The organism is Bradyrhizobium stylosanthis, assembly GCF_001641335.1.
GTDB lineage: Bacteria > Pseudomonadota > Alphaproteobacteria > Rhizobiales > Xanthobacteraceae > Bradyrhizobium > Bradyrhizobium stylosanthis.
In genome coordinates, this window is the sequence record NZ_LVEM01000003.1 from 1,354,529 (window position 1) to 1,375,091 (window position 20,563).

A 20,563-nucleotide genomic window follows, 5' to 3' on the forward strand; every position below is an offset into this window, starting at 1 on the left:
AGTCTTGGTTCGCAGGCAGCGCGGGCGCGAGTCGCCATCGGCAACTTACTACCAAGGAAGGTACAGCGCGACGAACAGTACCAAGAGGATTAGAGCGCACGCCCACGCGAACAACAGCGCCTTATCCATCGGCCGAATTCGATCGATCTGCTCGGCCGGACGCAGCGGCGTACCACTGCGGCCTTTCTGTTGAGCAACACTATGGCTGGCGCATCACTCGATTCGTAGATTTTCCGCCGAGTCTTTTCCGCGATCTTTCACGATGTCGAAGCTGACTTTTGCGCCCTCTGCGAGCGAAGTAAAACCAGCCTTCTCAACCGCGGAGATGTGGACAAAGACGTCATTGCCCCCCGAATCCGGTTGAATGAACCCGTAGCCCTTTGTCGGGTTGAACCACTTCACTGTCCCAATTGCCACCTAACTTCTTCATTTTTCAAAAGTGAAAAGTAGTGCGCGACTCAGACAAAAGAATGGCTTGCAGGCGCCCGCACCAACGCTACATCCTGGCTAGAACGCTGAACGTGCGATCTCGCGCTCGCACAGCAGGATCAGCGTCTCACGCGTCGACAGGTTCGCGCGCCGCCTCGTCGAGCAGGCTGTCGAGCTGATCGCGGATACCGGAGAGCTGCAGTCGCGCCAGCATGGCATAGCGGACGCCAGCATGGCATCGAGCGGATCGGTCGTTGCTTCCATTATCTTCTTTGCCCGCGCCATCAGAAGCTTCCTCCGACCACGGCTTCGTATTCGGCAAGAGGGCGCAACAACGACGGCGGTGAGGACGACGCCCGGCACCGCCGGCGCGATCTAAGCCCGGCGGACCGCGCCATTGCGACCAGCAACACCATCGAGATGAGCGGTGTCGATGATCCGCAGCCGGCGTCCATCCGATTGCTTGTGGATCGCAACTTGGTCAATCCATGGCGGATCCGCACTTCACCAGCCACGATCGTTACCGCCACGCGTTCGCCAATCAGGCGCCACGGCACTGAGTAGCTGTTCGTGTTGATCTCGACGGCGCAAATCATGGCCGACGACGCGGGTCAGTTCACGCAACGATCCGAACGACGGTTGCCCGCTAAGCGGCTTCAACCGGTGTGCCTCGTCACGCGCAAAGCGAGCAATCGGCGCCTCGCCGGTCGTGCCGTGGATACGCACGTTCGCCACCTCACGCTCCCGTTAAGCCAGATGCGCCTCGAATGCTTCCCAGCTCGCGAAGGAATGCCCCGCGATCGCGTTCTTCTTCACGTAACCGACGCCATTCTCCGTCTTGCCCTTCGTCCGCGCCCGATAGGGCGCGCAGGCGCGAGGACGGAAGCCCCAATGCTTCGCGAACGCGATAAGCTTGTCGTTAAATTGGACCGACCGGCTCACGGCGTCGTGGCGCACCACCAGCGCGCGTGGATTGTCCATCACCACTTCCTCCGGCACGCCGACGAAGGTCGTGAACGCGCTCTCAAGCCCCGCAAACCTGTGCTCCTGCTTCTCAGCCCGGAACGCACGCACATGTAGCCGCCGCGAATGTCCGAGCGTCGCCACGAACACGAATGCTTTGATCTTGGCCCCGCCGATCTCGACCAGACGCTCGCCGAAGTCGATCTGCAGCTGCCGGCTCAGCGGCGTCTCGAACCGCGTCGTCGCCAGCGCTTCGGCCTCTAACGCCTGGCGACACGGCTGCACGGCCGTTGTAGGGTTCGCCGGCTGACCGCCACGTCTTTCTCTGCCAACAGGTCCTGGCGCACCACATCCGCATTGCCCCGATGCCGGATGAACCGCTCGCGCAGCCAACCTTCAAGGCCGTCGAGCCGCTTCGCCCGCTCAGGGGACTTGAACGGCTTTACCCCGCCCGCCGCCACGTAGTCTTTCACCGTGTGATGACTGCAGCCCAGCGCGCAATCCGCTTTAGACCCCGCCCGCTCGCACTCAGGCGCAACATCTCCGCCACGTCATCCAGCGTCTTCATCACCTGCCCCCGTGGATCAATCCACGACGAGCTTTCCGCGATTCCTTCCTCTTTCATTCACTCTCTCCTCGACTATCCAAGGAGGGGGCAGTTTTCCATGGCGGGCGACAGCAATCGCCTGCCGAGCGAAGGCATCCTTATTGATCATGAACATCTTATTGATCATAAACATGATATCGCACAATCGAGAGTAGCGAAAAGACCGAGGACGCTGATCAATCCTCCTCCCCGCAACGTGGCCCTCATCACTCCCGAAAGCGCGGTCATACCGTCGGCAGTCTCCGACCCTTCAGAGGTGAAGTGGACCCCGGATTTTGGACCGGCGGCTTAGGTGGTGCGGATGCCGTTCCGTTTTGATAAACGGAGCGAACCATGAAGAAGACGAGACGGACAATCGATGCGGGCGCTGAAGGCAATGATCGCCTTGGAGGCGCGGCGAGAACAATCAACGGTGACGGATCTGGCGCAGCGCTACCAGGTGCATGTGAATCAGAATTATGCCTGGAAGAAATAGCTCCAGGATCAAACGGTTCGGGCGTTCGAACCGGGCGCTGGTCGGGATGGCGAGGCGGCCCACGAATGGAGGTCGAGAAGCTCCACGCCAAGATCGGACAGTTGACGGTCGAGCGGGATTTCTTAACCAAGAGGTCCGGAAGATGAGCGCGCCGGATCGCCGAGGATTGCTTCAGCGCGATCATGCGAGTCTATCGATCCGCCGGCAATGCCAACTGCTGAGCGTTGCGCGATCGAGCGTGTATCGGCCGCCGCGGCCGGCCAATGACAACGACCTTGAGCTGATGCGGCGGATCGACGAGCTGTTCATGGTCTGAACTTTCCTGGGCTCGCGGCGAATGACGGCGATGCTCAATGGCGAAGACTGTCGCATCAATCGCAAGCGCGTGCAGCGGTTGATGCGCAAGATGGGCATCGCAGCGCTGGGACCAAAGCCCAGAACCACAAAGCCGGCGCCGGGACACAAGATCTTTCCCGTATCTCCTGCGCCATATGGTGATCGACCGACCGAATCAAGTGTGGGCGGCCGACATCACCTATGTGCCGATCGGCCAGGGCTTTCTGTATCTGGTGGCGATCATCGATTGGGCGAGCCGTGCGGTGCTGGCCTGGGCGCCTGTCGAACACGATGGACATATCGTTCTGCGTGTCTGCGCTCGAAGAGGTGCGCGCTTCGGCCGGCCTAAGATCTTCAATACCGACCAGGCAGCCAGTTCACCGGCGCTGCCTTCACCGGCACGCTGGCCGCCACCGGCGTCAGGATCTCGATGGATGGTCGTGGGCGCTGGATGGACAACGTGTTCATAGAGCGGCTGTGGCGCTCGCTCAAATACGAGGACATCTATCTCAAGGGTTATTCGGATGGCCACGAGGCCAAAGCCCGAATCGCCCGATCGATCCAATTTTACAATTTCCAGCGCCCTCATCAGGCGATGGGAAACCGCGCGCCGATGGCGGTCTGGCAGGCCGGTGTCACCGGCGCATTCGGCGAACAGGCTGTGGATATGAAGCTTCTCGCAAGCGAGAAGCTTGGACAATGCTACGCGTTGCCCTCATCCCCGCAGCCACAACAGCAGCAGCCAAGGGTAGCGTAAAGCTATTTGTTGGGAAGAACGAACGGCAGCAGCTCCACCTACAACGCCTGGCCCAGTGGTCCTCGGCATAGGGTCCACTTCAGCGGACCACCGCATCGATATCGATGCCGTCAAGAATCCAGTGCAATTGCCCGGTCGTAACTCGGACAACCGCTGCCTCGCGGCGCGGCCATCGGAACTTGTCCTCGGTAGCCGCTTCAGGACCAGGAACGCAAGGCTGTTGATGCCGGCCCGGAAGTCGATCGGCTCACGGTGCAGATAGACCTGCAGGTCACCGCCCAGTCTGAACATCGCGCAGGGCTCCGATGATCGCTGTCAATGCATCCACATCGCCGCATTCCAGCGCTACCTTCACGCTGTTCGGCAAGGAACACGCTCACTTTGGCCGGAGAACCAAAGGCTGGAGATCTCCTGGGTTCCGACCCACGCACTTCATCGCAAGTCGCCGGAAAATCCACCGCCGCAACGCTGCCTTGCCGCGACTGAGCCCGCTCGGAGGTCCCATCAAGCTGAACCGGGATGAACGCCGGGCGTGACGGCGGCGGCAGCGACCTGGCCGCGGTGTGCTTCTTGACCCACTTCCGAAGGACGTTCGCGTTGACCCTGTGTTCGAGTGCAAGTCTCGAGACCGAAACGTCAGGCTCAAGGCAGGCCGCCACAAGACGCTCCTTCGATGTCGTCTCGTAACGCCGGCGCCCGTTTCGGCCAACAAGCCTGACCCGCAGTTTCTGATCGTCGTCTGCCATCACGAGGTGTCCACATATTCAAGTGGACACCACATGCATCAGAGCACTCAAAGGCAAAAGGTGCTACGAAATTCGCGCTTACTCCTGACCGGGGTCGATGATTGCACGCGCGAGTGCCTGGCGCTGGTGGCTGACACCTCGCTCTCGGGCGCCCGGGTAGCACGGGAACTGGACTGGCTGATGACCGAGCGCGGCAAGCCCGAATGGTTGTCAGCGACAACGGCACCGAACTCACCAGCAACGCCATCTTGACATGGGCCGATCAAAGCCGCGTCGGCCGGCATTACATCGCGCCGCGCAAGCCCATGCAGAATGCGTTCATCGAAAGCTTCAATAGACGGCTACGGGACGAACTGCTCAACGAGACGCTGTTTACGTCACTGGCGCAAGCCCGCGTCGCGCTCGGATGCTGACGAGCCGATTACAACGACGCACGACCACACTCTTAGCTCGGATGGAAGACGCCGTCCGAGTTCGGCTTCACCTGCCATCCGCAACGGGATCTGGCGCTGCGCTATTCCGAAGGCTCCGCGCCAGCTCCCTTCGCTCCCACCGCCCAATTGGGCAAATCCGACGACCGGGACGAGCTCAGGACCGGATAAAACTAGGGGGCAAGGTCACATCTCGTCCAGCAGTGCGCCTGCAGTGCAGACAATCAACGCGCTGAGCTGATCATCCCCTTCGCCTATGTCAAGGACAAGCCGCAGTCGGTCAGCTCGACCACGACGTCGGTTGTGGAAATGACCCCTTTGCGATGAGTGATTGCCAGCACGGTCATATCTTCCGCTAGGCTGCGAATATGGTCCAAAATTTCCCGCTCAGTTCGTTCGTCAAGCGCGGAGCTGGCCTCGTCGAGAAGAAGGATCGCCGGCTCGCCATAGAGCGCGCGGGCAATAGCAATACGCTGGCGCTCCCCGCCTGAAAGCTTCAAACCGCGTTCTCCAACGGTTGTTTCAAATCCTTCCGGCAGAGCCTCGATAATGGGGAGAATAGCGGCTTTTTCCGATGCACCGCGAAGGCGGACCTCGTCGCGGGGCCGTCCTAGCAGAATGTTGTCGGCTAGCGACTCATTGAGCAACATCACATCCTGCGGCACAACAGCAACTGCGGTATACCAATCCGTGTGATCGATGGTTGCTATATCGGTTCCATCGACCAGAATACGGCCGCAGTCTGGCTCAATCGATTTCAGGACGAGCTTGAATATTGTCGACTTCCCCGATCCGGTTTCGCCGACAAGGAAGGTAATGGCGCCGCGCCTTGCCATAAACGAGACATTCGCAACGCCACGACCGTTGTCGTAGGCATAACCAATGCCCTCGAAGGATAGCTGGCCAGCGGAGGGCGTGAAATGATGAGCATGAGATGTTCGCCGCTCTTCTGGTGCGATCCACAGTCTGGCGAGAGGAACGATGTCGGCACGCGACCGCGCCGCGTCAGAGATCGCACGCGCGACCATCTCGAAGGGCATGTTGAGTTGGAGTAGAAGTGTGTTGAATAGCACAATATCGCCGATCGTGACCGCGCCGGCCCGGTATTCAGGTATTAGAAGGAGAAGTGTGACGGCAAATTGTAGCGCGATGGCTAAGCCGAGCACGGCTATGTAGGCCAATCGTTGAAACACGTAGGTTCGCCAGTTATCGCGCACTTCGCGCGCCTTCATCGTAAAGCGTTGGCTCATCCAGGAATGACTGCCGAAATGGCGCAACGTGTCCATGGAGTTCATGACGTTGCCGACGAAACGCGCATTCTCCTGTCCGGCTTCGATGGCCCGGTCCAGAAACACGCGCGCCCGACGCGTGGAACTCCACCCCAATGTAATCGCGACAGCCCCATAAGCGACGACGATTGCAGCGATCTGGATATTGACGAGCACACCGAGAATAGCGAGCGTAAGCAGAAGCTGCGCTGCAGCTGGGATGAATATCATAATTCCAAGCTGGACCAACGTCGTCAACGCGCTGCATCCGCGCGCGGCCGCACTCTGTATCTCCACGGGATTGTGCTCAAGAAAAAAGGCTGAGGTTTTTCTCAGGATGCGATCGAAAAAGTGAGTTGCAGCGATGAAGCCCAGGTTCTCGGCTGTCATGAAGGAAAGATACTGCAGCATGCGCTGCAATGCGGAGGCTATGCCGAGCAGGACCGCATAGCCGGCGAATCCCCAGGCAAACGCCGACATGCCTTCCCCCCGCGGGAGGCGATCAATAAGACCCGAAAATACATAGGGGGCCGCGACGCTGCTCGCGCTGGAGATCAGCACCACTGTGGCAACGATGAGAAGCAAGCGCCGATCGGATCGCCAGTACGCATGCAGAATTTCTGAAACCGGCGACAAAGTACTGTCGTTGACCTGATCTGCGGCGGATCCAGGGAATGGGGCTTTGCTTGCACTGAGAGAGCCGACATGGCCTTGCGATCTGGATTCCATAAGATCTCATGTAAAGATGCGGCTCTGCGGAATTTGGTGCCGTTTACCGTTACTAAGCTCTAACCCAATTCTGTCCAGCACCGTCATCCAACCCCGCAAATCTTGGTAGGTTGTCGCCCGGCTTCCCACATGAGAAACGCTATAGAGTGGCTCGACACGCTGCCGCGCCACACGACGAGAAGCCCGATCACGCTATCGATAGGAACACGACATGAAGAGCGCAACGACAGACACGTCTAAGCGGCCATCGCGGTCCGACACAACTGACCTCCCCTTACCGGTGCTCCCGCCTCCCACTACTTCGTATCCGAAGGGCCCCTTCCCTAGCGATAGCGCTAACGAAGGTTACCTTTAAGATCATTCTTCAGTCTGTCACCGCCTCTCACACGAGAGGCGGTAACGTTTAAGGAGGAACAAATGCTCAAGGCCACTCTAAAAATGGCCGACCTGGAAAACTTCGATCCTGTTGTCAAAGGCTGTTCGATAGAGTTTGGTGAAAGCTGCATCTGGCCATTCCAACATAAGAGTCTTGAGAGCTCGTTAGTGAAGAGCACTGAGCAATGGTTCTTCGTCATACGTGAGCGTCAAGGAGCGGCGGACGGGGCTAGCGATCATTCGGTCGTAATAGACCAAGCGTCTACAGATCAGTTTCGTCAGCACTACCAGAAATGCATGCACTGGCCGCTCGATTTTATCGTGATCGAAGCCGCTCGCCGGGGTCCTCGGTTGCGTGTACGAGCAGGCCATATTGGCAGCCTCCCAATTTACTTCCACGTGGCGGAGCGCACTCGCACGGTTAGGCTCTCCTGGGATTTTGTCGAGTTTTTGGATGAATCGCGAGCGATTGATGCAGAGATTATAGCGCATCACCTGTCGATGAGAACGTTCTACTCTGCGCGACAGGCCTGCGTTGGCGTTAACCTGCTCACTGCTGGCTCCACCTTGTACGTCGATAGATCGGAAACGTCATTTGAGTACGGCGCGACAACTTCATCGGCCCCTGAGCTCTCCGGACGAGAGGAGAGCGATCATGTCCTTGAGTTTTCTGATACTCTTCAGGCGGTTGTTCGTTCGCGGCCGACGACCTTCTGCGCAAGCGCTGTGGAGCTGAGCGGAGGAATGGACTCCGCTTCCGTCGCAATTGCTGTTGGCGAGAGCGTAGCATCGCTAGCATGTGGCGGGATACTATTGGGCGACGGGAGTAGCCCCAAGCAGATTGACCGCCGAGCGAGCATCTTGAGCGTACTGAACTGCCGCGATCACAAAGTTGAAATGTGCGCCCACATGCCGGCGATTGATTTAGATCTTGACCTGAAAGGACGCCTGCCACTCAATTCAGAGTATTACCTTGAGGCGTTCGGGTCGCTCTGGGATCGGTTTCGCGGCGATGGCTGCGAAATAATCTGGTCGGGCATGGGAGGAGACGAGCTTTGCGCTCGCTTCAGCAGCGACGAGGGGGAGCCCAGATCTCCCTCTTCACCGCATCTGGATATCGCGCTTGGGGTTGCAGAAGACCTGTTGACGAAACGCGGGCTCGACGCCGCTCGTTCATCCTTCCTTTTTAGCGCCCCCCTCAGCGCCGCTCTATCCACAACTCTGCTCGCAAGTCTTTGTCATGCTCGCCCACTCGCGACGCGAGGTCTTTGGCCCGTCCGCCCATTCGGCGATCCGAGATTGATCAATTTGGGAGCGAAGCTTCCGTTTTCACTTCGCTCGGGCAAGGAACTCCTTCGTTCCTATTTGAGTGAGCGCTTGGGGTCTGACGTATTTCCACACGGATACGCAAAAGAGACTTTCGCGCTTGTACTGCCAAAGGCGATTGCGGCTCGTGCAGACATAATTTCATCACAGCTTGCGTCTTGCGCCTTGGCCGACTTCGGCTTGGTTTCGCAAGAGGCTGTCCTGGCGCTTTTCAATAGGGTGATAACAACACACGAATTTTCCGCAACAAGCACCTTGGCTCGCTTTTTATGGGCGGAACGTTTCGTTCGACAACTCTGTTGATTGCGTTATGACAAACGATCATGCGTCAGAACACCTGCTACAGTGGAGAAGGCTTGCAATTGGGCGTTCTCGCTAGTCGATCCGACCGAACGAGAAACTATGGAGTATCTTTAGCGGTGGGGCACTCTCGGGCAGAGCACGCGAGCTAAAAGCTCCCGCTTACCCAGATCGCTTCATGTCGTTTTAGCCACGTTGCTCTTCACTTCCAACTTACCGGTTCGAGCACGCTCCTGCACAGCAACCTCCGGCTCAAAGCGTTGCCGGAGAAATCTGATATTCCGTTTGCAGATCGCGAATGATTTGTTGCGCCCACTCGGCACGTTTTCCATGAAAACTGTGCTCCCAGCTCGAAATTCATGAAGCTTTCATGACTTAGCAGAGGAAAACGCCGTCAAGAAGGAGGGCGTGAACGTCCGAGTGGACTCGGGAACAGTGCTATCGGCAGACCGAAAACGATGATGATCGCCCAGACCGCTCGTAGCAGGTCTACCGTAACTCCCAGATTCCAAATGAGCACCGCGGCGCCAATGAGTCCATAACCCGGATTGGGGGATAGACGATGAAGACGAGCCGGTTCACCGAAGAGCAGATCATTGGGATCCTGCCCAGCACGAGGCTGGGGCATCGACCGCCGACGTCTGTCGCAAGCACGGGATCAGCAGCGCGACGTTCTACAAGTGGAAAGGTAAGTACGGCGGCCTGGAGGTCTCGGACGCTAGGCGGCTGAAGGCGCTGGAAGCGGAGAACGACAGGCTGAAGAAGCTTTTGGCCGAGGCGATGCTGGACGACGCCATGCTTAAGGACGTGGCTTCAAAACAATGGTGAAGCCCGCCGCGAGGCGAGAGGCCGTTGCTCACCTGCAAAAATTCGTTTGAAGTGAGCGAGCGGCGGGCGTGTGCAGCACTTGGCGTAGATTCGTGAATGTGGTACTCGCCTACGTCGAAGTAAGTGCATTGGAAACCGATCGCGCCATGGTCCAACTCTGAAGTGCGGGCCCAACGGATAAATCCTCTCCGAATTGCTGCCGACGCTTAGCGAAAAGGGGCGCCACGCCTGTCTTGAAGGACGCACCAATTTCACTCTTAGAATACTAAAATACCGAATTACATGAAATCCAAAAGCTTCAACTAGTCATCATGGCTTCAACAATCACATGTATAGGCTCCGATCAACGCATCGACATGCAATAACTTGAGCTGAATGACTGCGGCTCTCTTGAGCATTCAAGCGTCAGCTTTCGACCTTCCAATTCTGCAGCAGCATGCCCTGCTGGAAGAATCTTTTGCTGGAGTTTCCATTCATGGATCAAACTTCTTCACAACAGAAGCAAACATTGGACGCTCTGGTGAGCGTGGCATTTGAGAAATCATGGCGTTTCGTAGAGAAAGACCCATTCCTGGCCCATAATGCCGAGGCATTGCTGCGCGCTCGGCTACGTCTCCACCTTGAACGTTCATCGAAAATTGGCGAGAAAAATGTACTTCATCTAGCAAACAACGCGATCCGGGATTTGCGTACAGAACTTGGACGGCGGCCCGAACTATAATGGACTATAGTGCCGCCTCAATGGAGACAGCGAAGTCGGCCGCAAGTGCCGACTGGCGCCGTACGACGCACTCAACTTGCATTACCTAGAGCGCTTCCCGTCGCAGGTCGCGAATCTGATCAATCGTCGTACAGACTCCGTCTTTGAAGTATTGTGCGCCCGGTTGGCACTTGGGATGCGCCAGCTTGCCGGTGTTTCGCGTACCAAGCCTGCCTTTCTCCTGTCCTGAAGTCCGATCAGATAGTGCCGAGGTTACTCTGCGGCCCGGTGGTCGTCGGTCTACGATGGCCTTTGCAGATACGAGAACCGACAAATTCAAATCGACCAGGTTCAGAAGCCGCTTACAGGCGCTTAATTTCGATGCAATATTTCCTCAGTGCGTATCCGATTTGGCGCGGCGTGAGTCCGAGCAGGCGCGCCGCCTTTGCCTGTACCCAGCCAGCTTTCTCCATGGCAGCAATGAGGCGCTCTCGATCTGTCAGCTTGCCACCGCTCACGATGTTTCCATCGACCGGCTCAGCCGCGACAGGCGGACCCAGGACCGCAACCGGCGTTGCTGCCTCAGGTATTGGCGTAACTGCCGTGGGGGTTAGCTCACCGATCAGCGCGGCCCGAGGCTTCGCTTCATCCAATCCGCTCTTCCACAGCAGCGCGGAAAGGCATTGACCATGGCAGCAGGCAAAATCGTTCCTGACGATGAATGGCCCCGGCGCCAGTGTAGCCGTCCGCTGCACGCAATTCTCGAGTTCACGCACATTGCCGGGAAATCCGCAATTCATAAGCACGTCTAAGGCACTCTGATCGAACGTCAATGTACGACTGTTCTTGCAGTTGAAGTTCTTGAGAAACTCAGCGGCAAGCAGCGGAATATCGCTGCGCCTTTCGCGCAAGGGAGGCAGCATCAACGGAACTACGCTAATACGATAATAGAGATCAGCGCGAAACTCGTTCTTTGTCACCGCCCCTTCGAGGTCCTTGTTGGTTGCAGCAATCACTCGGACGTCAACTTTCATCGTGTGGCCGCTACCCACCCGCTCGAACTCTTGCTCCTGAAGAACCCGCAACAACTTCGCCTGAAAAGCCCCTGAGATCTCGCCAATCTCGTCTAGAAATAGGGTCCCTTTGTCGGCTAGTTCGAAGCGTCCTTTGCGCGAGTTAAGGGCACCGGTAAAGGCTCCTTTTTCATGGCCGAACAATTCGGATTCCAGCACAGTCTCGGGCAGCGCCGCGCAGTTCATTTTGATGAACGGCCGTTTTGCACGCGGGGATAGCTCGTGAATTGCCTTGGCCACCAGCTCCTTGCCGGTGCCTGATTCACCTCGGAGCAGAACCGTGGCATTTGACCTAGCAACCACCGCGATCTTGTCCAGCAACCCGCGCAGTACCGGACTGGTACCGATAATACCATCGATGTGAACCTTTTTACGCTCACGCGCTGGCTGCTTAAATTCGAGTAGCTCCTTCTGCCACCGGTAGCTCTCCGCCATGAGGCGCTTGCGGTCGCGCGCGACCAAGCGATGGAGCTTCACCGCCTGTCCAATCAGGTTTGCGATCATGGTGAGTAGCCTGACATCGCAATCGAGTGGGAACATCGAGTCCAGGTCGGGCACTCGCTCAATGGATAGGGTGCCAACGACCTTTTCGTCAATGCTTATGGGAACCCCAATGAACGATAATCGCATGTGGTCGGACGCACCGAGCACGTCCAGGTCAGCTGCGGTAAATGCGGGATGCTTGGCGATGTCTTCAGCGACAAACGGCATGCCCGTTGTCACAATCTCCTCAATCGCCATTAGGGGTAGGCGCATGCGGTAGCGCTCATCGCTTCCTTCGCTCCAGCCAGCGCCAACCGCAATCTCGGGCTCGTCATCGTCCGCTAGGAGAGACACGACACCGTGCCGCATCTGCAAAGACGACTGTAGCAAATCGATGACGTTTGCCAGCGCGACTTCGAGTCGCGAAGGACTGGCGAGCATGTTCGATATTTCGAACACTCCTCTGAGTGCAATTTCGTTCACCGGCAAGACCACGGGAGCGTTCGAGCCTTCTTCCGGACCGTGCCATTCGCCTTCGGACTCACTCTGCACCTTGACAAGTTCGACGCCACCCTTGCTCTCTTTGCTTGCAGTTAGTTCGCACTTCGAAACATCGTCTTGCATCTCACTCTCGATCTCGCGCCTACTCTAGCGGCGCCAGCACACTTGTTCATGGCACGATGATAAACAAGCTTTCATTTGCTTCACGCTCCTTCAGAAGATTCCGCTGGAACTCCGTTGGAATACGACCGACGTCGAGCCAGCAAAGCAGAGCAGCAATTTCTACCGCGTCTACGCATCCGACCACATCTGTTCTACGTCAGCACAAAGAACTTGCGTGACTTGGTCTTAACTCCAAAACAAGATCAGCTTTTCCATTCGCGCGATCCGCCTTATGTGTGATCTTCTGCAGATGCTCCACGCAAATAGATGTCGGCCTCCATGTTCAACAAATAACGCGAGAGCGCGTCGCGGTCCAACATTCGACAAATGAGCGAATCTCCCCGTTCGCCCTGGTGGCATTCACTCTCGCCAAAGGCGTGCAGGATTTGGACCAATGCGATAGGGAGAAAGCTGACATGATTGCGACGCAGTGTCACGCCGCGCAAACAACTTAGCACCTTCCGGTCATGTGGCGCGTGCCGTTCCGAACAGCAATAGCCGCGGTGTATCAGCTCTTTGCTTGAAAGGTCCCACCGGGGACACGTGCGCCCGCCTCTTTTCGCATGAGCGCTACCTGGACAATCGAGCGCGTTGTCGGAAATGCTTCAAAACATGCAAAGGCAGACAATTTGTTTGCGAGCCGACGAGCATCACGTCCGCTGGAGCATCGATGGCACAGAGCCTCTGATTCGCAGGAAAAGAGGCTGCAAGATTTCGCCGCGGTGATCTGAGAATGAGGCTGCGGCCGGATACCTTTCAATTTTCCCTCTCTCTTGCTCCAAACCGGGCTCTTGACTGCCAGGAGGCTGTGGCCATCGAGAACGGCAGCTTACATGTAAGCGTGCAGATCGGCGCCAAAAGGGTAGATTGTCTTGGCGTCCTTCAGCGGGATCAGGAATCAGACGTGGCAGCCTAATACGTCCGATTTATCCGCTACCCATCCCACATACGACACAATATGAGCAAGCTTCGCTCCGAGGTTTTGCAACCTTTGACTTCATGAAGTGATCTAGAGGCGCACTCGCTCCAGCGCTCCTTGGCCATTCACCAGCAAGCCCGTTTGTCGACGCTAAGTCTCCCCATAGGACAGCCGACCCGGCTCGGCGGGAAAACACTTCATCGACGGAGCCAACAAGCCCATGAGACATCGTCGTAGGATCGGCGAGAATAGCTATGTGGCTTAGGCGACTGGGTAATCCTTGGCCGGCTCGTCAATCAGGATTAGGCGGGTCGGATCATTCAAATCGAACTCGATGCTGCGCGGGGCAACAAGTCGGGCATAGCGGGTAAAGGCGCTGGTTGGCGGAAAGCGAATCACGGTATCGCATCGTCCGAGAAGGTACATCTCGATGAGAGCCGACGATCCCCCGTCCGCTCCAAATTCGGCACTGTGTAACGGGCCTGCTTGATCGGCCTGAAAGCGTTTTGAGATCGTGAAGATGTCTGGGAACCTAGCCAAGACTTGGTCCAGAACCTTCGGGCTGTCGGTGCATAAGAAGACCCGCGTAGGTTTTGCATGGGGCAATGCTTTGGCCTTTTGGATGGCAGTGCATACCTGCCGCAAGGCAAGCTCTGGATCGGCCCAGTATGGCCTGTGCCCCATGATATCCTCGCCATTTCCGTGTCGAACATGAACGCCGATTACGCTGCAACCCTCAAACTGCTCGCGATGTATCGCATCGATCCGAGTCTGAATTTCAGACCGAAGTTTGATGCTACGAAATATCTGTCGCTCGGCCTCCTGATCGCAAGCCCACATCAAACAAGCGTCACACACCACGGTATTGGCGTAAGTATCATCTTTCGTCTCGAAGAGCTGCCTCAGCTCGTCGCGTTCTCGGAATATCTGTTCGTCCGGTCGATAAACGCAATCGATGGATGGTCGATTCCACCAGGTTGGAAAGAACGGTCCGGGAAGAGAGAGGGAGTTGACCCGATCATCACAGATCACACGTACGCCGGCGATGTCATGAACCTGTTCGAAGAACACTCGAAAAGCGTTGGTAAAGGGTTGATCGAGATAGCAAGAGCCGCGCCAATCGATAACCAGTGTACGTCCTGTCCGCTTGGCGTACTGCCAGGCTGCCGCGAGTGACCACAGGCAGTCGCCGAGACCAGTACGTCGTCGAGAAACGACGAACCTTTCCTTCGTAACACCACCAAGCATTTTAACTTTCCTCGTCGCAACGTACCCGATCGATCAGCGAGGTCGCCTTAACTTTAGGCTCCAGCCCTCATCGCATTGGGCGCGGCTTGGCACTACCCTTCAAAGCTGCTTAAGGCCGGGCCGAGTGGCAATCAGCTCGAACGCTATGGCATTTGACAGAGTGCACGTCGGTCGGCTCCTCTCGCCTGGAAGGCGTATCGCCGGAATACGCTCTCCTTTTGAGCCCTCTAGCCTATATTGCGAGGTTCTCCACTATGTTGAGCCCGCCTTAAGCTTGCTCTGTCATCTGATGACACTCACTCTTCAAGTGAATGGCGCGCGAGGGAGGATGTAGGCGGACGCGGCGTTGCTCCCACAGGCCCTTCAGTTCTTCGACGAGAGTTTCGCGCTCGGCGTGGTCCATCATCATCGAATCGAAAAGGTCGCGGAGGACGGATTCGCCCTTGATCCGCATCAGCAGATCGAACAACACTCCTGAGATAGGCACTGTCCCGCCGCCAGAAAACGCCGTGCGGATCTCGCATACCGTCTCTTGCCGATCCCGTGCTGTATGAGCGCGGACGCGATACAGAGATACATAAGGCGGCAATGAAACCGCAAGCGAAGTCCAGTCCTCTAGCGTTACCGCCCGCTTTTTGACTAGAAACGGACCGACTACAAGGGCATCGAGCTCGGTGGTCAGAAATGTGGCCACGGCGTCTGCAACTGAATCGACGATCGGTTCGGCGTTATTGTTAAACGAGGTATTGAGTAGAACCGGAATGCCCGTCCGCTTTTTGAACTCGTCGATAAGGCTCCAGTAGGTCGGATTTGACTTGCGCGACACTGTCTGTAGCCGTGCAGTGCCATCAACATGCGTAATGGCGCCCAGCGAGTCGCGCTTGGAATTGCGCACGCGAACTACGACGTTCATGAATGGAAATTCCGTCTCACCGGCCGGGAGATCGAAATATTCTGGTGCATCCTCCGCCAACACGGAAGGCGCAAATGGTCGGTAGCCCTCGCGCTTCTTGACCATCGCGTTTATGCGGTCCTTGTTAGCTGCAGGTCGGGGATCGGCGAGAATACTGCGGTTACCGAGGGCACGTGGTCCGAACTCCGATCGACCCTGCACCCAGCCGATCACTGCGCCGCTTGCCATCCAATCGGCGGCTCTGCCCGACACATCATCGCTGCGCTCAATGTCGAGGTGCCCGGCCCACGCATTCAGTTCCTGTTCAACGGCATGCTCGGTACCGAGATCGGGACCCCAATAGACATCCTGGAGCCGCTCGCGCGGCGCGGGTCGACCACCCTCGTGAGACGCCATCAGCGCGGCGCCTAGTGCGCAACCGGCGTCGTGGGCCGCCGGCTGCACGAAAATGTCTTCGAAGAGCCCTGAATAAAGTAGCTTACCATTCACGGTGCAGTTGTGGGCCACTCCGCCAGCCAAGCACAACCGATTCATGCCTGTGGCTTCTCGATAATGTTTCAGTATGTGGAACACGACCCGCTCAAGCGCTTCCTGCAACGAAGCGCTGACATCGCGATGCTGTTGGGTGAATGGCATTCCTTTTTGCCGGACCTGAATATTGCGGACCAACGCAGGACCGATGCGATCCAGGTAGAGCCGGTAGCACCCGTTCTCAGAAAGCTCGTAGAACTGCGCAAAAAGATTGCGATAGGGCGCGGGGTCACCATAAGGAGCAAGTCCCATGACCTTGTACTCATCGAACAAGCTATAGCCGAGATACCGGATCGTCTCGAGATAAAACAACCCCAATGAGTTACTCTCCGGGAAGCTCTGGAGTATGTTAACTTCGGTTCCGGACCCGATGGCCACGAGACCAGAAAGAAAATCACCACCGCCGTCGATTGCAAGCACCAGACTTTGCTCAAATCCAGACATCGCAAACGCACTAACAGCGTGCGCCTGATGATGACTTACGAACGAGATGCGGGACGGATCAACTTCGGTGCCGAACTCTTGCCCCAGCATCGTCCTCAGCAAAAGCCTGGCATCCATAGGAATAGCGTCGGACGGCTGCGAAACAAACAAGCGCTCCAGCATAGCATTGCAGTAGGCCTCGGTCGCATAGAACGCGATCCGATCGACGTCCTTCAGTTCAACACCTGCAGCTTCTAGGCAGTATTGGATGGACTGGCTCGGAAATTTATTAGAATGTTTGATCCGGTTGAGTCGCTCTTCTTCGACGGCCGCTATCACACGTCCGTCGCGCACGAGCACCGCGGCGCCGTCGTGCAGAAATGTGCTTGGAAGCTCGGGTCGGCATTCATAAACCCGATCTAGTCCGCCGCTCACGCCGAGACACAGCATCATACTCTCCGTTTATTGTAAGAAGACTCAGTTGGTACCAGCAGCCTCACAGCCGCTCTCTGCTGCATGCACCAGCCCGACATGAACACCCTAAGCGAGATGCGACCTTGCCGGATCTCCAAAGTTCGGGCTCTCGCGTTCATCAGATTCGCCACGCCCCCCCGCTCAGCGCATGAGGCGTCGGAGAAGAAGCGCAACCGACAGCAAGAACGGCAAGACCGCGTAAATGCAGAGTGCGCCAATATGGATCCCGACGCTGGCAGCCGGTCGGCCAAGCATCGCCGGACGAATGAGCTCAATCGAATGCTCCAGGGGTAACATGCCTGCTACGATCTGCAAGGCGGCTGGCAACTGGCTGATCGGGAATACCGCGCCGCACAGGAACACCATGGGTGTAAGGACGAGCGTTTGGTAGAACACGAAATAGTCGTAGCTAGGCGCTAGCGACACGATCACCATCGCCAAGCTCGCGAAGACGAACCCGGTGAGAGCGATTGCGGGTAGTGCATAGAGCATGGAGGGCCATGCCGCATAACCCATTCCCGCGGCAACGATCGTAATTCCTGTGCCAGCCAGCACGGCCTTGCTGGCTGCCCATGCCACTTCACCGAGCAGGATGTCGCCGAGCGTGAGCTGTGTGCACAGCATTGCCTCCCATGTTCGTTGGGTGTGCATGCGGGCGAATGTGGCGTAAATGGTTTCGAAGCTTGCGGAAGTCATCGCGCTGGTCGCAACCATGCCCCCGACCAGGAAATCGACATATGAAGTCCCGTTCACGCGGCCGACAATCAGCCCGAGGCCAAAGCCAAGACCAAGTAGATTGGTCATTGGATCGGCGAGATTGCCAAGAAGCGATGCAAGCGCAATCTTCCTCCATGCCAAATAGTTGCGACGCCATACTGCGACCCAGTTAACCGCATTGGCGGGCATAGCCGCGCTATAAGTCATTCTCATCATATCTCTATCTCGCGTCCGGTAAGTCGCAAGAACACATCCTCGAGATTCGGCGGACGCTCCAGAAGGCGCAAACCCGCCCGCCCCCGCAACTGCTTACGCACCTGCTCCAGATCTGGTGCATAGCAAAAAATAGTCTCGCCGCTCTGCTCGATGCGTTGTGCGTAGGGCCTGATCAGCTCAATGGATTCCTGCGGGTTTCCGCCATAGATCTCCATGACGTCACAGCCAATCTGCTCGTTGATCAGCCCGTGAGGCTCGCCTTCGGCTATCTTGCGTCCCTCTTCAAGCACGCACAGCCTGTCGCACAACCGCTCAGCCTCTTCCATAAAGTGAGTGGTCAGCAGGATCGTCTTACCACGCGCAAGTAGCGATCGTAGTCGTTCCCAAATCAAATGTCGGGCATGCGGGTCGAGCCCGGTCGTTGGCTCGTCCATCACGAGCAGTTGCGGATCGTTGATCAGCGCACGTGCCAGCACCAACCGCCGCTTCATGCCTCCTGATAACTCGGAAACGCGCGTATCCGCTTTGATCTCGAGGCGGGCAAAATCGAGCAGTGATGGAGTAACCGCCTCGATTTCACGCGCGCTTAAACCGAAATAGCGCCCGAACACCAGTAAGTTCTCGCGTACGGTGAACTCGTTCTCGAGATTGTCAAACTGCGGGACCACGCCCACGCCTGCGCGTGCCAGGCGAGCCTGTACCGGCACTTGCTGGCCGAGCACCGCGATCTTGCCAGAGTCCGGCGGCACCATGCCGAGGATCATACGCACGATGGTGCTTTTGCCCGCGCCGTTCGGTCCAAGCAGACCGAAGCACTCCCCCGCCGCAACACTGAACGTTAGCCCGTTGACAACGACTTTGCCGCGATACGATTTGTGTACAGCGGCAACGTCGATCGCTACGCTCGACATGCGTCCATCTCGACTGGTCGATCAGACAACGACGCTTCTGTTGCTGTCGTTCTGCTCCACAGCAGACCATCGCACCAGATGTGTTCGATGCGTCCCCATTCGCAGGCGGCTGCGACATCGGGGAAAAAGCCACGTCCATGATGGTTGGCGCTTGTATTGCAAAGCAGCGGGATGCCTGTGAGTTTCTCATATTCAATGAGCAACTCAGCAACCTTATGCCCCGATGTTCTGCCAACCGTCTGCAATCGTGCAGATCCGTCAAGGTGCACAACCGCCGGGATTTTGTCTCGCCATTCTGGCCGCGTCTGATGGTCGAAGAGCATATAAGGGTCCGGCGTTCCAGGATCGAAAATCTCCGGCGCTCGGTCTTCCAGACATATCGGGGCAACCGGTCGGAAATGCTCGCGAATTTTGATGTCGTTGAGATAGTTCTTCATGGCTGGCGAGGTCGCCGCAGCAAGAATGCTTCTTCCCCCCAAGGCGCGCGGTCCGAGTTCGGCGCGACCGGCCAGGAACACCACGGGCTTATTGGTTGCGAGCAGCGCGGCAAGCTCGCTGATGTTGCACGGCGTGGCCCTCCATTCCACTGATGTATCGCCGCTGGTGAGGGACGGCCCGCTATAGACCGACCATTCCAGTGGCACGAAACCCTTGTCCGCCACCATTGCCGAACATGCTGCCCCGATTGCTGAGCCACTGTCATTCGGAAAAGGCGGTACCCATACGCCTTCGAACAAGCCGGACGCACGTAACGCACTGTTCCATTTGATGTTAAGGCCACAACCACCCGCTACGCAAAGATTGCGCGGTCCGTGAAAATTAGAATGCCGCAGCAGAGCAAGGCCCATTTCGTTCACGAGCAGACGCTCAAGGAAAACGTGAAACGATGCAAGAATGTTTTCGGCTCGCTTACCGTCTAATCGAAGGGCGCATTCTCCGAAGTAGTCGTGCGTAGCGGCAAGTGACGCCTCGGCGTCATTAATGTTTGCACGGTAACGCCGAGCAGCCTCCGTGTTCGCCGCAAAGTGCTTCTCATAGCCGTCCTTAAACACCGTTACGATGTCTTCATCAGGCGCCCCCAGGCCGATATAGGCCATCAGCTTGCCCGCGACGCCAAGGTCCCAATTCTTCCGGTTCGGTTGCTGGTACGGCCCGAAGTGGTGGCCCGCAACAGCATAGGCGTGGCCTATCATCGGGAATAAGGATTCCAGGAAGCGGCCGCCACTGGCGTCTACATAATAGAGACGCGGAAAGATGCAGCCGTCCCACACCAGGCAGAAGGCGGGTTCCCCAGCTTTCGCAAACGGGCTAGTGCAGTATGCGGAGGCAACATGGCCTGTGACGTGTGCATAGCTTCGGTAAGAGAAACTCTTCCCGTTGAGCACAAGGCCAAGCCTCTCGTGAGCAGAGAGGAGCCCCTCGGGACGTTCAACATAGGGCGCACCTTTGAGTGTGAGCAGATCGGCCCCACTCAAGACCTGGAATTCCGATTCGGTCTCGCCGTCCCAGCCATCAATGACGAACTGATCAATGTCGCGGGGATCCAGCCCGTGCTCCGCCAAAGCAAGCACAACCGCGTCGAGATTCTCGATGGTTTGATACCGCCGATTGTTTTCGCGTTTCTCCTGCTCGATGCAAAAGACTAGGCGTCCATCCTCTACAAGAGCGACGGACCCGTCATGCGTCAGCTTGATGCCACAGATGCGCATAGTGCCTCAATGC

General features: G+C 57.2%; 15 protein-coding genes and 4 pseudogenes. 8 read left to right on the forward strand and 11 right to left on the reverse strand.

Annotation, left to right across the window (positions count from 1 at the left end; translation table 11 throughout):
* Positions 1-213 precede the first annotated feature (213 nt).
* The 3 genes and pseudogenes from A7X65_RS25995 to istA all read right to left on the reverse strand — a co-directional run bounded on the left by A7X65_RS25995 (position 214) and on the right by istA (position 2,017).
* Entirely contained in the window at positions 214-417 is a 204-nt protein-coding gene (locus tag A7X65_RS25995) for a cold-shock protein (RefSeq protein WP_063690500.1), read from the reverse strand.
* 90 nt (positions 418-507) lie between these two features.
* Positions 508-714 (reverse strand): hypothetical protein, encoded by a 207-nt coding sequence (locus A7X65_RS42060; RefSeq protein ID WP_245323838.1) that lies wholly within the window; start codon positions 712-714, stop codon positions 508-510.
* A pseudogene (gene istA, locus A7X65_RS43880) lies at positions 714-2,017 on the reverse strand (IS21 family transposase). The gene A7X65_RS42060 and the pseudogene istA overlap by 1 nt, the downstream one beginning before the upstream one ends.
* Positions 2,018-2,057: 40 nt before the next feature.
* On the opposite strand from istA, the gene A7X65_RS43885 reads away from it, so the two are divergent.
* From A7X65_RS43885 to A7X65_RS43900, 4 genes are all read left to right on the forward strand, one after another.
* Positions 2,058-2,291 (forward strand): hypothetical protein, encoded by a 234-nt coding sequence (locus A7X65_RS43885; RefSeq protein ID WP_145665464.1) that lies wholly within the window; start codon positions 2,058-2,060, stop codon positions 2,289-2,291.
* A gap of 325 nt (positions 2,292-2,616) precedes the next feature.
* Positions 2,617-2,790, forward strand: a complete 174-nt coding sequence (locus A7X65_RS43890; protein WP_430643452.1) for a hypothetical protein — start codon at positions 2,617-2,619, stop codon at positions 2,788-2,790.
* A gap of 175 nt (positions 2,791-2,965) precedes the next feature.
* Positions 2,966-3,280, forward strand: coding sequence for a DDE-type integrase/transposase/recombinase (locus tag A7X65_RS43895; protein WP_430643453.1), 315 nt, complete (start codon positions 2,966-2,968; stop codon positions 3,278-3,280).
* Positions 3,262-3,567, forward strand: a complete 306-nt coding sequence (locus A7X65_RS43900; RefSeq protein ID WP_063690502.1) for an integrase core domain-containing protein — start codon at positions 3,262-3,264, stop codon at positions 3,565-3,567. The genes A7X65_RS43895 and A7X65_RS43900 overlap by 19 nt, the downstream gene beginning before the upstream one ends.
* Before the next feature lie 271 nt (positions 3,568-3,838).
* Here A7X65_RS43900 and tnpA read toward each other — a convergent pair.
* Positions 3,839-4,313: pseudogene (tnpA, locus tag A7X65_RS26025) on the reverse strand (IS66-like element accessory protein TnpA).
* Between the two features lie 81 nt (positions 4,314-4,394).
* Between tnpA and A7X65_RS43045 the strand changes: the two are divergent.
* Positions 4,395-4,915: pseudogene (locus A7X65_RS43045) on the forward strand (integrase core domain-containing protein); the annotation flags it as partial.
* Between the two features lie 83 nt (positions 4,916-4,998).
* On the opposite strand, the gene A7X65_RS26035 reads toward A7X65_RS43045, so the two are convergent.
* Positions 4,999-6,741, reverse strand: a complete 1,743-nt coding sequence (locus A7X65_RS26035) for an ABC transporter ATP-binding protein (protein ID WP_082885050.1) — start codon at positions 6,739-6,741, stop codon at positions 4,999-5,001.
* Between the two features lie 417 nt (positions 6,742-7,158).
* On the opposite strand from A7X65_RS26035, the gene A7X65_RS43315 reads away from it, so the two are divergent.
* From A7X65_RS43315 to A7X65_RS26050, 3 genes and pseudogenes are all read left to right on the forward strand, one after another.
* Entirely contained in the window at positions 7,159-8,745 is a 1,587-nt protein-coding gene (locus A7X65_RS43315) for an asparagine synthetase B family protein (protein ID WP_245323846.1), read from the forward strand.
* A gap of 559 nt (positions 8,746-9,304) precedes the next feature.
* Positions 9,305-9,660: pseudogene (locus tag A7X65_RS26045) on the forward strand (transposase); the annotation flags it as partial.
* Positions 9,661-10,045: 385 nt separating this feature from the next.
* A complete protein-coding gene (locus A7X65_RS26050) occupies positions 10,046-10,291 on the forward strand; it encodes a hypothetical protein (protein WP_063690827.1) in 246 nt (81 codons plus the stop codon).
* A gap of 341 nt (positions 10,292-10,632) precedes the next feature.
* Here A7X65_RS26050 and nifA read toward each other — a convergent pair whose 3' ends face one another.
* The 6 genes from nifA to nodU form a co-directional block, all read right to left on the reverse strand.
* Positions 10,633-12,450 (reverse strand): nif-specific transcriptional activator NifA, encoded by a 1,818-nt coding sequence (nifA, locus tag A7X65_RS26055; RefSeq protein ID WP_082885051.1) that lies wholly within the window; start codon positions 12,448-12,450, stop codon positions 10,633-10,635.
* Positions 12,451-13,669: 1,219 nt separating this feature from the next.
* A complete protein-coding gene (locus A7X65_RS26065; protein WP_063690508.1) occupies positions 13,670-14,656 on the reverse strand; it encodes a nodulation protein NodZ in 987 nt (328 codons plus the stop codon).
* Between the two features lie 268 nt (positions 14,657-14,924).
* Entirely contained in the window at positions 14,925-16,973 is a 2,049-nt protein-coding gene (locus tag A7X65_RS26070) for a carbamoyltransferase family protein (RefSeq protein WP_063690831.1), read from the reverse strand.
* Positions 16,974-17,138: 165 nt separating this feature from the next.
* Positions 17,139-17,927, reverse strand: coding sequence for an ABC transporter permease (locus tag A7X65_RS26075; RefSeq protein WP_063690833.1), 789 nt, complete (start codon positions 17,925-17,927; stop codon positions 17,139-17,141).
* Positions 17,927-18,841: a nodulation factor ABC transporter ATP-binding protein NodI gene (gene nodI, locus A7X65_RS26080; protein WP_063690510.1), complete on the reverse strand. Its 915-nt coding sequence runs from the start codon at positions 18,839-18,841 to the stop codon at positions 17,927-17,929. The genes A7X65_RS26075 and nodI overlap by 1 nt, the downstream gene beginning before the upstream one ends.
* The gene (gene nodU, locus A7X65_RS26085) at positions 18,829-20,550 is read right to left on the reverse strand and encodes a nodulation protein NodU (RefSeq protein WP_063690511.1); all 1,722 of its coding nucleotides are present in this window, start codon (positions 20,548-20,550) and stop codon (positions 18,829-18,831) included. The genes nodI and nodU overlap by 13 nt, the downstream gene beginning before the upstream one ends.
* Positions 20,551-20,563: the final 13 nt, after the last annotated feature.

What these genes read in the sequence shown, in the direction of transcription:
- A7X65_RS42060 (WP_245323838.1), bottom strand. Translation starts at nt 714, where the DNA reads ATGGCGCGGGCAAAGAAGATAATGGAAGCAACGACCGATCCGCTCGAT.
- A7X65_RS43885 (WP_145665464.1), top strand. Translation starts at nt 2,058, where the DNA reads ATGGCGGGCGACAGCAATCGCCTGCCGAGCGAAGGCATCCTTATTGAT.
- A7X65_RS43890 (WP_430643452.1), top strand. Translation starts at nt 2,617, where the DNA reads ATGAGCGCGCCGGATCGCCGAGGATTGCTTCAGCGCGATCATGCGAGT.
- A7X65_RS43895 (WP_430643453.1), top strand. Translation starts at nt 2,966, where the DNA reads ATGGTGATCGACCGACCGAATCAAGTGTGGGCGGCCGACATCACCTAT.
- A7X65_RS43900 (WP_063690502.1), top strand. Translation starts at nt 3,262, where the DNA reads ATGGACAACGTGTTCATAGAGCGGCTGTGGCGCTCGCTCAAATACGAG.
- A7X65_RS26035 (WP_082885050.1), bottom strand. Translation starts at nt 6,741, where the DNA reads ATGGAATCCAGATCGCAAGGCCATGTCGGCTCTCTCAGTGCAAGCAAA.
- A7X65_RS43315 (WP_245323846.1), top strand. Translation starts at nt 7,159, where the DNA reads ATGCTCAAGGCCACTCTAAAAATGGCCGACCTGGAAAACTTCGATCCT.
- A7X65_RS26050 (WP_063690827.1), top strand. Translation starts at nt 10,046, where the DNA reads ATGGATCAAACTTCTTCACAACAGAAGCAAACATTGGACGCTCTGGTG.
- nifA (WP_082885051.1), bottom strand. Translation starts at nt 12,450, where the DNA reads ATGCAAGACGATGTTTCGAAGTGCGAACTAACTGCAAGCAAAGAGAGC.
- A7X65_RS26065 (WP_063690508.1), bottom strand. Translation starts at nt 14,656, where the DNA reads ATGCTTGGTGGTGTTACGAAGGAAAGGTTCGTCGTTTCTCGACGACGT.
- A7X65_RS26070 (WP_063690831.1), bottom strand. Translation starts at nt 16,973, where the DNA reads ATGCTGTGTCTCGGCGTGAGCGGCGGACTAGATCGGGTTTATGAATGC.
- A7X65_RS26075 (WP_063690833.1), bottom strand. Translation starts at nt 17,927, where the DNA reads ATGAGAATGACTTATAGCGCGGCTATGCCCGCCAATGCGGTTAACTGG.
- nodI (WP_063690510.1), bottom strand. Translation starts at nt 18,841, where the DNA reads ATGTCGAGCGTAGCGATCGACGTTGCCGCTGTACACAAATCGTATCGC.
- nodU (WP_063690511.1), bottom strand. Translation starts at nt 20,550, where the DNA reads ATGCGCATCTGTGGCATCAAGCTGACGCATGACGGGTCCGTCGCTCTT.